This is a genomic window from Microbacterium sp. NPDC090007 (assembly GCF_044748345.1).
Lineage (GTDB): Bacteria > Actinomycetota > Actinomycetes > Actinomycetales > Microbacteriaceae > Microbacterium.
The window spans coordinates 854972-867621 of record NZ_JBIVFV010000001.1 but is presented as its reverse complement, the minus strand read 5'-3'; the positions used below and the strand labels follow the sequence as shown (position 1 = coordinate 867621).

Annotated in this window: 9 protein-coding genes and 3 tRNA genes; 9 read left to right on the top strand and 3 right to left on the bottom strand. The window is 69.0% G+C overall.

Annotated features, from left to right (window positions below; translation table 11 throughout):
* Positions 1 to 42: 42 nt before the first annotated feature.
* The gene (locus ACIPVB_RS04055) at positions 43 to 576 is read left to right on the top strand and encodes an inorganic diphosphatase (protein ID WP_400367194.1); all 534 of its coding nucleotides are present in this window, start codon (positions 43 to 45) and stop codon (positions 574 to 576) included.
* A 60-nt stretch (positions 577 to 636) separates the two neighbouring features.
* Here ACIPVB_RS04055 and ACIPVB_RS04050 read toward each other — a convergent pair whose 3' ends face one another.
* Positions 637 to 2112, bottom strand: a complete 1476-nt coding sequence (locus ACIPVB_RS04050; RefSeq protein ID WP_400367192.1) for a peptidoglycan DD-metalloendopeptidase family protein — start codon at positions 2110 to 2112, stop codon at positions 637 to 639.
* 213 nt (positions 2113 to 2325) lie between these two features.
* Here ACIPVB_RS04050 and ACIPVB_RS04045 point away from each other — a divergent pair.
* From ACIPVB_RS04045 to ACIPVB_RS04010, 8 genes are all read left to right on the top strand, one after another.
* Positions 2326 to 2398 (top strand) — tRNA-Glu (locus ACIPVB_RS04045).
* A 30-nt stretch (positions 2399 to 2428) separates the two neighbouring features.
* A tRNA-Asp gene (locus tag ACIPVB_RS04040) sits at positions 2429 to 2502 on the top strand.
* Between the two features lie 64 nt (positions 2503 to 2566).
* A tRNA-Phe gene (locus tag ACIPVB_RS04035) sits at positions 2567 to 2639 on the top strand.
* Positions 2640 to 3656: 1017 nt separating this feature from the next.
* Positions 3657 to 4259 carry a hypothetical protein gene (locus ACIPVB_RS04030; RefSeq protein WP_400367190.1) on the top strand — a complete coding sequence of 201 codons (603 nt, stop codon included), beginning with the start codon at positions 3657 to 3659 and terminating at the stop codon, positions 4257 to 4259.
* A gap of 292 nt (positions 4260 to 4551) precedes the next feature.
* Positions 4552 to 5604: a hypothetical protein gene (locus ACIPVB_RS04025; RefSeq protein ID WP_400367189.1), complete on the top strand. Its 1053-nt coding sequence runs from the start codon at positions 4552 to 4554 to the stop codon at positions 5602 to 5604.
* Complete coding sequence (locus ACIPVB_RS04020; protein ID WP_400367187.1) at positions 5594 to 6211, top strand: ATP-binding cassette domain-containing protein; 618 nt, start codon at positions 5594 to 5596, stop codon at positions 6209 to 6211. The genes ACIPVB_RS04025 and ACIPVB_RS04020 overlap by 11 nt, the downstream gene beginning before the upstream one ends.
* A complete protein-coding gene (locus tag ACIPVB_RS04015) occupies positions 6208 to 7281 on the top strand; it encodes a hypothetical protein (RefSeq protein ID WP_400367185.1) in 1074 nt (357 codons plus the stop codon). Before ACIPVB_RS04020 ends, ACIPVB_RS04015 begins: the two co-directional genes overlap by 4 nt.
* Before the next feature lie 333 nt (positions 7282 to 7614).
* Positions 7615 to 9675, top strand: coding sequence for an MDR family MFS transporter (locus ACIPVB_RS04010; protein WP_400367183.1), 2061 nt, complete (start codon positions 7615 to 7617; stop codon positions 9673 to 9675).
* A 51-nt stretch (positions 9676 to 9726) separates the two neighbouring features.
* Here ACIPVB_RS04010 and ACIPVB_RS04005 read toward each other — a convergent pair whose 3' ends face one another.
* Together ACIPVB_RS04005 and chrA are read right to left on the bottom strand one after the other, a co-directional pair.
* The gene (locus ACIPVB_RS04005) at positions 9727 to 11310 is read right to left on the bottom strand and encodes an AMP-binding protein (RefSeq protein ID WP_400367181.1); all 1584 of its coding nucleotides are present in this window, start codon (positions 11308 to 11310) and stop codon (positions 9727 to 9729) included.
* A 105-nt stretch (positions 11311 to 11415) separates the two neighbouring features.
* Positions 11416 to 12624 (bottom strand): chromate efflux transporter, encoded by a 1209-nt coding sequence (gene chrA / locus ACIPVB_RS04000; RefSeq protein ID WP_400367179.1) that lies wholly within the window; start codon positions 12622 to 12624, stop codon positions 11416 to 11418.
* Between the last annotated feature and the right edge of the window lie 26 nt (positions 12625 to 12650).

The following is a 12650-nucleotide window of genomic DNA, read 5'->3' as shown; positions in this document are numbered from 1 at the left end:
TAGGCTGGGCCGCGGAAATCCACAGATCTAAGGAGCACGAGTATGGGCGCTTTCGACGCCGTCATCGAGATCCCCCGCGGCAGCCGCGTCAAGTACGAGGTCGACCACGGCACCGGCCGCGTCTACCTCGACCGCATCCTCTACACGGTGTTCGGCTACCCGGCCAACTACGGCTTCTTCGAGAACACCCTCGGCGAGGACGGCGACCCGCTCGACGTGCTCGTGCTGCTCGACCGCGACCTGCACCCCGGCATCCTCGCCAAGGTGCGCCCGGTCGGCGTGCTCAAGATGAGCGACGAGGCCGGCGGCGACGACAAGGTCGTCGCGGTGCTCGCGAAGGACCCCCGCTGGGACCACATCCAGGACGTCGGCGACATCGACGAGTGGACCAAGAAGGAGATCTCGCACTTCTTCGAGCACTACAAGGACCTCGAGCCCAACAAGTGGGTCAAGGTCGACGAGTGGGCGGATGCCGCCGAGGCCGAGCGTCTGGTGGCCGAGGCCTTCACGCGCTTCGAGGAGCACGACGAGCAGACCCGCACGCAGGGTGAGGGCGAAGCGCCCAACACGCTCTGACCTGACGCGCAGACGGAGAAACCCCCGGTCCGTGGACCGGGGGTTTTCTCGTGCTCTCGATCAGACCGAGACGCCGCGGGCGCGCAGCCACGGAGCGGGGTCGGTCGTGCCGCCGCCGGGAGGGTAGACCTCGAAGTGCAGGTGGCATCCGAAGGAGTTGCCCGTCTGGCCGGTCGCGGCGATCTGCTGGCCCGCCGAGACGCGCTGGCCGTACGAGACGTAGATGCCGCCGCTGACGATGTGCCCGTAGCCGGTGCCCGATCCGTCGTCGTGCTGGATGCGGATGTAGTTGCCGAACCCGCCGTTGACGCCGGCGTAGGTCACGCGACCGGCTGCCGCGGCGTAGATCGGCGACCAGCAGCTCGCGCCGAAGTCGAGTCCGAGGTGCCAGGTGCTCGCGCAGTAGCTGGCGTTGCACTGGCCGGAGCGAGGACCGTAGCCCGACGAGGTGTACGCCGAGGACGGACGCGCCCAGCCGCCGCCGCTCACGCTTCCGCCGCCACCGCCGCCGCCGCCGGAGTTGCCGCCGCCGCCGCCACCGCCACCGGAGTTGCCGCCGCCACCGCCGCCACCACCGCTGTTGGCGGCCGCCGCGGCCTGACGGTCGCGGGCCTCCTGCTCACGTCGCGCGCGCTCGGCGGCGTCGCGGGCGGCGGCTTCTTCGCGGGCCTTGCGCTCGCGCTCCTCGCGCGCCTTGCGCTCGGCCTCGACGCCGGCCTGGTACTCGGCGACGGTCTTCGCCGTGGTGTCCTGCAGAGCAGCGAGCTGCGCTTCGAGCACGGTCTGGTTGGCCTGCTGGGCTGCGAGGGCCTCTTGCGCGGCCTGGGCGGCCTGCTGGGCAGCCTGCATCTTCTCTTCGGCGATGACGCGCAGGCGCTCGCGCTCGGCGGTCGCGTCGTCGGCCTGGCTGCTGAGGTTCTTGGCGCTGTCGCGGGCCGAGACGGCGGCGGCGTACACCGAACGGTTGCGCTCGAGCAGCTTGTCCATCGTGCCGAGCTTGGCGAGCAGATCGTCGGCGCTCGCGGCCGAGCCGGCGAAGAAGAGGTTCAGCGAGGTGTCGTCACCCCCCGAACGGTAGAGCTGGGCGGCGACCTTGCCGGCCTTGTTGGCGGCGTCGGTGGCCTTGGCCGCCTCGGCGTCGGCCTGCTGGCGCAGCAGCTGCGCGCGGTAGTCAGCGTCCTGGTAGGCCTGCTGGGCGGCGAAGTACTCGTCGGAGCGCGCCTGCACCTCGGCCTGCGTGCGGGCGACCTCGGACTGCAGCCCCGCGATCAGCCCCTGGATGCGCGAGATCTCGCCGGCCTTGGCCGCCTCGTTCGCCTTGGCGGCTTCGACGTCGGCCCACGAGGGGTAGTCGGCCGCGGCGGCCGGGGAGAAGACTCCGGATGCCGCTCCCCCGAACGCACCGAGAGCCACGGCGCCCAGCGCGCCGAGCTTCAGCGCGTGGCGTCGGTCGAAGGTGGGCCACAGGCGCCGCTGCTCACTCGCAGTGGGCGCGCAGCCGCAGTCGTCTGTCTGTTCGGGGCGCTCGAGCGTCACGGGACTACCTCATCTCACCGGTCGCAACTCGGCCAACAGTAGCAACACGAGTCACACGGACAACAGGGCGAGTCCGGCTGTTAACTACTGATTCTGGCCCGCGACACGCGCGGACAGCAGGACGCCACGCCCCCGATTGGCAATCTCGAAAGATGTGAAGTAGGCTCGGTCGTCGGCAAGCGAGGATGAAATCGCAAGGTTTCAGGCTCATCCGGCCCCATCGTTTAGCGGCCTAGGACGCCGCCCTTTCACGGCGGTAGCACGGGTTCGAATCCCGTTGGGGTCACTTTCCGGTGAGATACAATTGAAAATGCATGGCCCTGTAGCGCAGTTGGTTAGCGTGCCGCCCTGTCACGGCGGAGGTCGCGGGTTCAAGTCCCGTCAGGGTCGCTCCACAGCGACGGGCCTTCTTTCGAGGAGGCCCTTCGTGTAGGAAGCGGCAGACATGCCGCTCGGCTCTGTAGCTCAGTTGGTAGAGCGCACGACTGAAAATCGTGAGGTCACGGGATCGACGCCCGTCGGAGCCACACGGATGACCGTTACAGTCATCCCAGAAACCCTCGCCTAGCTTCTACATGGCGGGGGTTTTGCTTTGCCCTGATGGGACTCAGTTTCCCAGCGCCGCTATGGCGAGCCCGACCCCCGGTCGTCGAGCGAGCGAAGCGAGTCGAAACAGCTATAGCGGATGCCACGTCGTAGCACCATCGGAAGCTTGGGCCGGTCTGGGGCCAGCCGCCGCGACAATCTTGCCAAGCGGACCATTGGTCAGCGGACGGCAGATTCGCCCGGGTACGCGATCTCGATGGCGATCTTGCTTGCCTTTCCGATGACGCCCGGGGACTTGTCGAGCGTCGCAGCGGTTGCAGGGATCTCCTGCTGAGCCTCCACAAGCGCCCGCGGCCCATCCGATACTGGCCCCCGGCGTCGACCCTCCGCTGCGCCATGTCTCGCACACCTGTAGGCCAGCAACCCTAGATCAGGGTGAGCTTGAGCACGAAATGGGTGAAGAACGCTCGCCACGCGTCACCGATCGCTAACCTGCCTCCTAGGCATGCATACATGCCGTACTCGATGAAGGGGCAGGGAAATGACAGCAACGGCAACGCTCGCAAGAGCGCGCTCTACGGTGAGTCGGAAGGCTCTCGCGGGTGTAATCGCATTCGTCGCGGTCTTCGGCATTGCGATCGGCGCCGCTGCCCCCGCGAACGCCGGGATCGGCATGTGGTACGTCAGCTCGAGCTGGTTCCAGTCGTTCGCGGCACTGACGTCGACTGGCGGAGACGGATACTTTCAGGCAAGGGCCGTCTTGGGAAGTCGGACGAATTGGGGCCAGGTGTCCCAATACAACACGAAGATCCAGGCGGACGGGTTCAGCCCGAACCACAGCGGTTGCCTTCTGCGAAACAACCGCGTCTGGGCCTGCGGATAAGGCCGTGAGGCGCCACCCTAGGTTTCTTGAGTCTCATCGGGCGGCATGGCGGACTCGGGTTCTCGCGGGCTGGAGCGCCGCGGGGTGGAGGGCACCGCTAGCAGTACCGCTCATAGTGACGGTCGCAGTCGTCGCCGGTTGCAGCTCGCAGAGCGAACACTCCAATGGAGATGACAAGCTCGCGACTTCACTGGCCAGTCTCGCTCACCAACAACTTGCTGAGGGCGGCATGTCGGACTGGGACCGGAAAGTGCTCGAGAAGGCGGTGAACACGGGCGCGATTTCACAAGCAGACTACGACGAGGGCGTGGACAACTTCGACGCGTGTATGGCTAGCGCAGGTTTGCACTGGGTTCGGACCACGCTTCTGAACGGGGTAGTCGACTTTCAGCCTCCCCCCGGGGATTCATCGTCAAACGACCCCGAAGGAACGGCAACCGCTCAGTGGAACTGCTACCAATCCACGTATCTCCATACGCAAGAGCTGTTTCGACTGCAGCAAGCCAATCCAGACCTCCTCGCCAACTTCTCCCTGGCGGCCGTGAATTGCCTGCGAAAGGCAGGGATGGTCGGAGACGACTTCACTGCGGACGACTTCGACAAAGCCTTCGGACCGAGAGACACGCCCGCGACGGATTGGCCTTTCGATGTGATGGATCTCCGCGCGCAGACCTGCTTGTCCTCACTCGGCTACACGATCGTGATCGATGCTCAGTGATACATCACTCTCGTCAGGGCGGGGATGCCAGCAACTTCCGAGCCTGCATCATCCCCGGCGGGCAACGGCGTGGGCCCGCTCCCGACTTATCAACGGTTCAACCGAGTTTCGGCCATCCCGCTGCTAACACTCCGCAAAGGACGATGCAGCTCTGCGCGCTCGCTAATCACTTCTCGCTCGAAGAGTATGAGCTTGTCCTGGGACCGCTTGACTTCCCGGTCGATTATCCGTTCGGCGTCACGGACCCGCGGTCGCGGGCGTGCGTGGTCCAAGGGCGACTCAGCCTCGGTCAATGCGGGGCATCAACGTGAAACGCGCCCTCGCCGTCGTCATCTCCCTCGCCCTCGGATGCGGGGTGGTGGTCGGCGCTGTCGTCGCGTACGACATGCTGCCCGGACCATCCGGCGCGCTCGCCGAGATCCCGAGCGAGACGAGCTACCCCGTGACCATGACGGATTTCCGCGATCAGCGCGCGCTCACCCTCTCCCCCGCTTTCGCCGCGGGCACCGCTCTGCGTGCCGCCGCGAACGGGACCGTGACGGCCACCGCCTGCATCCCGGGTCAGTCGCTCACCCCGGGCGAAGCAGCGTTCTGGGTCGACGATCAGCCCGTCATCGCCCTCGCCGCCGACACACCTTTCTTCCGTGACCTATCGTGGGGCGATACCGGGCGCGACGTCGATGCCCTCCGTACGTCCCTCGCCACGCTGGGCTTCGACGTCGGCTCCACCGGAGCTTTCAGTCGCGACGTCAGCCGAGCCCTCTCGACTCTCCAGCATCGTGAGAAGATGGCCCACACCGACGGTGACTTCGTCCTCGCGGATGTCCTCTGGATGCCGAGCCCGGCTCCCGTCGTAGCCTCGTGCGACCTTCAGCGGGGACAAGTCTTCACGTCGGGGAGCACGGTGGCGACGACCGCCGCCACACTCACCTCCTTGACGGTGTCCGGGCAGGCGGCGGGCGCCCTCGTCCCCGGCGAGCGAACCGTCCAGGTGCTCGAAGTCGACGCGAGCATTCCCGAGAGTGGGGTCCTCACCGATGTCGACACGCTCGCTCGAATCGCTTCCTCGCCGGAAGGTCGCCAACAGCTGACCGGCACCAAGACCGGCGACGCGGCCATGGTGTCCGGGACGAGCGCCTTGGCAACGCCGCTGCGCGTCGCCCCAATCCCGGTGTCGAGTGTCGTCGGCGGTCCCGGCGGGCACGCGTGCGTCGTCGACGATCACGCGGACTACCCCGTCACGGTCGTCAGCGCGAGCCTCGGGATGTCGCTCGTCACGTTTGACGCGGCGACCCCCACGAGCGTCCTTCTGCAGCCGCATCGCGAGAGCTGCGATGCCGGTTGACGACGTGCACCTCACGCTCACCGACGTCGGTCACCGGTGGGGCACCGGCCCCGCGTTGTTCCAGGACATCAGCCTGGAGCTTCATCGCGGCGACGTGGTCGCCCTGACCGGGCCGTCCGGCTCCGGGAAGTCCACGCTGCTGTCGATCGTCGCGGGATGGCACCCGCCGACGACGGGCATGGTGGAACGACGCGGCGTCCGGCGCATCCACTGGGTGTTCCAGAATCTGCACGGCCAACCCCGGCGGTCCACACGCGACCACGTCGCCTACCCGTTCCTTGCGCGTGGCATCCGCCGACGTGAGGCCGATCGTCGCGCCGACGAGACTCTCGGCAGCTTCGGGCTCACCGAGAAGGCGGGGCAGGCCTTCTCCGAACTCTCCGGCGGCGAAGCCCAGCGCCTGATGCTCGCTCGCGCCGTCGCCACCGCACCCGACCTGCTCCTTGTCGACGAGCCGACCGCCCAGCTCGACCGCGCCTCCGCGCGGACGGTCAACTCCGTCCTGGCGGGCCTCGCCGAGGCTGGGGCCATCGTCCTCGTCGCCTCTCACGACGCCGACACCATTCGCGCCTGCGACCGGGCCGTCGACCTTCGCGTGGCGGTGTGATGCGGATCGCGGATGCCGTCGGCGAAGCACTGCGGAACATCCGTACGGGCGCCGCGGGGGCCGGCATCCTGGCCGTGCTCCTCGTCGTGGCGTCGACGGCGCTCCTGCTGACCGACGTCGCGACGATCGGGGCGTTGCAGGACCGCGCGCGAAGCGTCCGCGACCATGCGGGGGACGTGCGCGTACTCGTGGCGAAGGATGCCGTCGCCCCTCGCGCATGCGCGGCTCTCGAGCGCCTCGACGGTGTCGACGACGCGGGCGCGATCTGGCAGGCGGACCCCATTCAGCTCGTCGCACTCCCGCGCGTCAACGTGCCGGTGTTCGAGGTCAGCTCGGGGGTCGCGCGAATGCTCCGCCTGCCGTCGACGACGCCCGGCGGCGTCTACCTGTCCGACGACCTCGCCGGGCGATGGTCGGCTCGGAGGGGAAGCGTGCTCGCCACGACGAACGGACCGGTGACGGTGAACGGGACCTTCCGCTACCCGGACGACGGGCGCGATCCCCGCTTCACGAACGCCCTCGTCGTGATCGGCGACAGCCCCGCAAGATCGTCCGAGTGCTGGTTCAGCGTGTGGCCCGCGACGACGGCCACCGATGCCCTCGCCTACGCAGCCGCGGTAGCCAGCGGAAGGACGGACGCGGCACCGCAGATCGCGCCCCTCAACCCGACCGTGGATCAGCTCTTCGACTTCGCGCAGGACTATCGCTCTCGACTCACTACCCTCGCCGCGCCGACCGTAACCGTTCTTTTCGCGGTGGTCGCCTTGGCAGGCGGTCATCGGCGCCGCCTGGAGTTCGCGAGCAACCTCCACGCGGGCGCCCGTCGCCGCGACCTCGTGCGGATCGCGGCGATTGAAGCCTTCCTGTGGGCGACTTTGGCCGCGGCGACCACCTTCACCCTCACACGACTGGCGACGAGGGTCCTCCTCGAAGAAGAGGTGCCAGGGCTCCTGCCCTCACTTGCCGTCACGCTGGCTCTGGCCATCGGCGCAGCGCTTTGCGGCGCCACGGTCCCCGCTCTGCTCACGCGCGAGAGTCGGCTGTTCGCCCTGTTCAAGTCGCGACTCTGAAGGCGGAGGCCTCCAGCCCCTGCGCCGAGAACAGGCGACGCGACGGAAACAGGCCATTCGCAGCCTTCGCGCCCTGTTCTCCTAACATCCCCTGTTTTCATGCAGCGAAGCGCGCTCTCGCGGTTCGACCCGGCCGACCCGGCCGCGTATGCCGAGGGCCGACGGCGCCGTCGCCCGGCCGAATCACCATGGCAGACGCACTCACCTCAGCGTTTCCCCAGCGCGACCACCGTCCCCTTCGGGACGCGCTACAATTTGTTGACTTTTAGCAAACACCTGGCGCCCGACCGAGCCATCCCGAGCCGCCCGCCAGGCCTTCTCGAAGAGGCCACGATGTCAGACATCACCCGCAGCCGGCGCGCGCACACCGGCACCACCGACACAGTCATGACGCACCGCATGATCATGTTCGTGATCTTCGGCCTCATGGCCGGCATGTTCCTGTCCGCCCTCGACCAGACGATCGTCGGCACCTCGATCCGCACGATCGGCGACGACCTGCAGGGCCTGAGCCTGCAGGCGTGGGTCACCACCGCGTATCTGATCGTGTCGACGATCTCGACGCCCATCTACGGCAAGCTCTCCGACATCTTCGGCCGTCGCCCGCTGTTCCTCATCGCGATCGTGATCTTCATCGTCGGCTCGGTGCTCGCCAGCTTCTCGACGTCGATGGCCGAGCTCGCCGCCTTCCGCGCGATCCAGGGCCTGGGCGCGGGGGGCCTGATGTCGATGCCCCTGGCGATCATGGGCGACATCCTCGCCCCGCGCGAGCGCGCCAAGTACCAGGGCTACTTCCTCGCGGTCTTCGGCATCTCCAGCGTCATCGGCCCGCTCGTGGGCGGCATCTTCGCCGGCGCGAGCGAGATCCTCTTCATCACGGGCTGGCGCTGGGTCTTCCTCATCAACGTGCCGATCGGCGTCGCGGCGCTGGCCATCGTGTGGCGGTTCCTCCACATCCCGCAGCAGCCGCGCCGGTCGGTGCGCATCGACTGGTGGGGCGCCACCACCGTCATCGTCGCCCTCGTCCCCCTGCTGCTCGTCGCCGAACAGGGACGCGAGTGGGGCTGGGGCTCGCCGATCGCCCTCGCCTGCTACGTCGTGGGGGCCCTCGGCATCCTGGCCTTCATCATCGCCGAGACCAAGATGAAGGACGACGCGCTCATCCCGCTGAAGCTCTTCCGCTCCCCCACCTTCTCGATGGCGACGATCATCGGCGTGCTCGTGGGCTTCGGCATGTTCGGTGCGATGCTCACGCTGCCGCTGTACCTGCAGCTCGTGCTGGGCTCCTCGCCCACCGAGAGCGGCTTCGAGATGCTGCCGATGATCCTCGGCCTGATGATCGCCTCGATCGCGAGCGGTCAGATCATCGCCCGCACCGGCCGGTACCGCATGTTCCCGATCCTGGGCACCGCGCTGATGTCGGTGGGCTTCTTCCTGCTGACCTTTCTGCAGTACGACAGCCCCTACTGGCACGTCGCCATCGCGATGCTCGTGATCGGCCTGGGCCTCGGCCAGCTCATGCAGACGCTCACGATCGCGAGCCAGAACTCCGTCGGCGTCCGCGACATGGGCGTCGCCACGAGCGGGTCGACGTTCTTCCGTCAGATCGGCGGAACGCTCGGCACGGCCGTGCTGCTGTCGCTGCTGTTCACCCTGATGCCCTCGAACATCGTCGGATCGTTCTCGGACCGCGGGACCCTCACCGACGCCCTCGACGCGGCCTTCGATCCGACCGTGGCCTCGGCCCCCGCGAACCAGAAGATCATGAGCGCGATCTACACCCCGATCGTGACGCAGACCGAGGACGCGGTGACCGCGCAGGTTCAGCAGGGTCTGCAGCAGGCGCGGGATGCCGCGACCCAGGCCGTGGTGCAGCAGGTGGCCGCCGGGCAGCTCCCGGCCGCGGCGCAGGCGCAGGCGACCGAGGCGGCGGTCGCGCAGGCGACGTCGGCGGCGGCGGCGCAGATCCAGCAGCAGGTCCCCGTCGCGCGCGTCGGCAGCGACGGATCGGTGAGCCTGGACTTCTCCGATGCCGCAGACCGCGCGGCCTTCGTCGACCAGGCCGCCACCACGCTGACCGACCGCTTCACCTCGGACGACCAGGGCACGGCGATCGGGGGGTCGACGCTCGACGACACCTCGTTCCTGGTCGGCGCCGACGCGCGGCTGACCAAGCCGTTCCTCGTCGGCTTCAACTCCTCGGCCACGACGGTCTACTGGACGGCGATGGGCGCGGTGCTGCTCGCCTTCGTGCTGGCGCTGTTCTTCCGCACGCCTCCGCTGCGCGCCAAGTCGGCGCTGCAAGAGGCCGCCGACGAGCGTCGCGACGCGAAGGACGACGAGACCGCCGCCGACGAGGCCGCCGCACAGACCGGCGCCCTGCTCACCCCTTGAGCGTTGCCGAAAGGCGGGGCCGCTTGCGGGACGCCCCGCCCTTCGGCGTTCTCAGACGCGCTCGCGCGCCCGCAGATCCTTGCGCAGGATCTTGCCGGACGCCGACTTGGGCACGACGTCGATGAACTCCACCCGGCGCACCTTCTTGTGCGGGGCGACCTGTCCGGCGACCCACGTCAGGACGTCCTCGGCGGTGAGCCCCGCGTCGGGCGCGGCCACGACGAAAGCCTTGGGGATCTCCTCGCCCTCGTCGTCACGCACGCCGATGACGGCGGCATCCTGGATCTTCGGGTGCGACAGCAGCAGGGCCTCGAGCTCGGCGGGGGCGATCTGATAGCCGTGGTACTTGATGAGCTCCTTGAGCCGGTCGACGATGGTGAAGTAGCCGTCGACGTGGTGCACGCCGATGTCGCCCGTGTGCAGGAATCCGTCGGCGTCCAGGGTCTCGGCCGTCGCGTCCGGGCGGTTCAGATAGCCGAGCATCACATTGGGGCCGCGCACCCAGATCTCCCCCGGAGGGGTCAGCCCGTTCTCGCCGTGCTGCTCGAGCTCCGCCCCGGTCTCGGGGTCGACGAGCTTGGCGTCGCACTCGGGGAGGAGCACGCCCACCGAGCTGACCGGGAAGTCGGAGTCGGCCGGGATCGCGTGCGACACGGGGCTGAGCTCGCTCATGCCGTAGCCCTGGAAGAACCGCGCGCCGATGCGTCGGCCGGCGGTTTCGGCCGTCTCGCCGTCGAGGGGCGCCGCCCCCGAGAAGACGCTGTGCACGCTCGACAGGTCGAACCCGTCGACGCCGGGGTGCTTGGCGAGGGCGACCGCGATCGGCGGCGCGATGAAGAGGAACGTGCAGCGGTGGTCCTGGACGACGCGCAGGAACTCCATCAGATCGAACCGCGGCATGGTGACCAACGTCGCGCGCTGACGCAGCGCGAGGTTCAGCAGCACCGTCATGCCGTAGATGTGGAAGAACGGCAGCACCGCGAGCACCCGGTCGTCGGGGGTGATCTCGATGATCGGTCGGCACTGGTGCACGTTGGCGACGAGGTTGCGGTGCGACAGCATGACGCCCTTGGGCACCCCCGTCGTCCCGGACGAGTAGGGCAGGACGGCGACGTGCGTCGCCGGGTCGAACGACACCTCCGGGGCCGTCCGCCCCTCGCTCAGCAACGATCGCAGGTCGGGATGCCCCTCGGCGCCGTCGAGCACGATGACGTGGTCGTCGGCGATACCGGCCGCCCGGGCCGCGGCGGACGCCTGCGGCAGCAGCGGCGAGACGGTCACGAGCCACGTGGCCGCGGCATCCTTCAACTGGTTCTCGATCTCGTGCGCGGTGTAGAGCGAGTTGATCGTGGTGACCGTGGCTCCCGCGCGCAGGATGCCGTGGAACACCGTGGCGAAGGCGGGGACGTTGGGGCAGAGCATCGCCATGACCGAGCCGACCCCCACGTCGCGGGCGGCGAGCGCGCCGGCGACGGCGTCGATCTGGGCACGCAGCGTGCGGTACGTGGTCTCAGCGCCGCCGGACGGATCGACGAGGGCGACCCGGTCGAGGTCCGCCTCGTCGAGCGAGGCGAAGAGGTAGTCGTAGATGCTCTGATCGGGGATCTCGATGCGCGGGTACGGGCTCTGGAACACGGGTTCTCTCCCTCGAAAACGCGGGGCGGCGTCGTCACCGTGCGCTCATCCTGGCACCGGTGGGACGCGGTGTCACCCGTGTCGACACCGGCTCTCGGTCGCCGCTCAGGTGACGGCGAGCACGACCCCGCCCGCGGCCCCCAGGATCACGACCGCCCACGCGGGAGCCTTGAACGCCGTCAGCAGCACGAAGCCGGTGACGGCGAGCAGCAGCGGGCCCGGTCCCGTGATCGCGGTGGTGAACACGGGGGTGTAGAGGGCGGCACCGAGGATGCCGACGACCGCCGCGTTCGCGCCGCGCATCGCCGCGCGGACGCGGGGTCGCTCGCGCACGGCATCCCAGAACGGCAGCACACCGACCAGCACGAGGAAGCCCGGAACGAAGATCGCCAGCAGGGCCAGACCCGCGCCCAGGACGCCACCGGGACCGACGCTCGACACGGCGCCGAGGTACGCCGCGAACGTGAAGAGCGGACCGGGCACCGCCTGCGCCGCCCCGTAGCCGCTGAGGAACGCCTCGGCGGACACCCACCCCGTCTCGACGACCCCCGCCTGCAGCAGAGGGAGCACGACATGGCCGCCGCCGAACACGAGGGCCCCCGCGCGGTAGAAGGCGTCGCCCAGCTGCAGGGCTCCCGATCCGGTCGTCGCCGCGAGGACCGGTAGCGCCACGAGCAGCCCCGCGAACAGCACCAGGCACGCGATCGAGGCCCCGCGCCCGACGCCGAACGGGGGCAGCACCGTCGGCGACGGCTCCTCCACCTCGCGCAGCAGCAGGACACCCGCCAGGATGCCGATGGCCAGCGCCCCGAGCTGACCGGGCGCGCTGGGCAGCAGCAGCGCCATCGCCAGGGCGATCACGGCGATGCCGGCCCGACGCGCGTCGGGCGTGAGCGTGCGGGCCATGCCCCAGACGGCGTGCGCGACGATCGCGACCGCGACGATCTTCAGTCCCGCGAGGACTCCCTCGCCGACCGGACCCCCGAGGAACGCCGCGCCGGCGGCGAACGCGACCAGAAGGATCGCGGAGGGCAGGGTGAAGGCGAGGAACGCCGCGAACGCCCCGAGCATGCCGGCGCGCTGCAGGCCCATCGCGAACCCCACCTGGCTCGAGGCGGGCCCGGGGAGGAACTGGCACAGCGCCACCAGATCGGCGTAGGCGCGGTCGTCCATCCAGCGGCGCCGGACGACCAGATCGTCGCGGAAATAGCCGAGGTGCGCGATCGGACCGCCGAACGACGTCACACCGAGGCGCAGGAAGGCGAGGAAGACCTCGCCGGGCGTCCCGGCGCGCCGGGACGGAGGTGTCTGCATCCCGCGATCCTCTCGCGGCGGGGGAA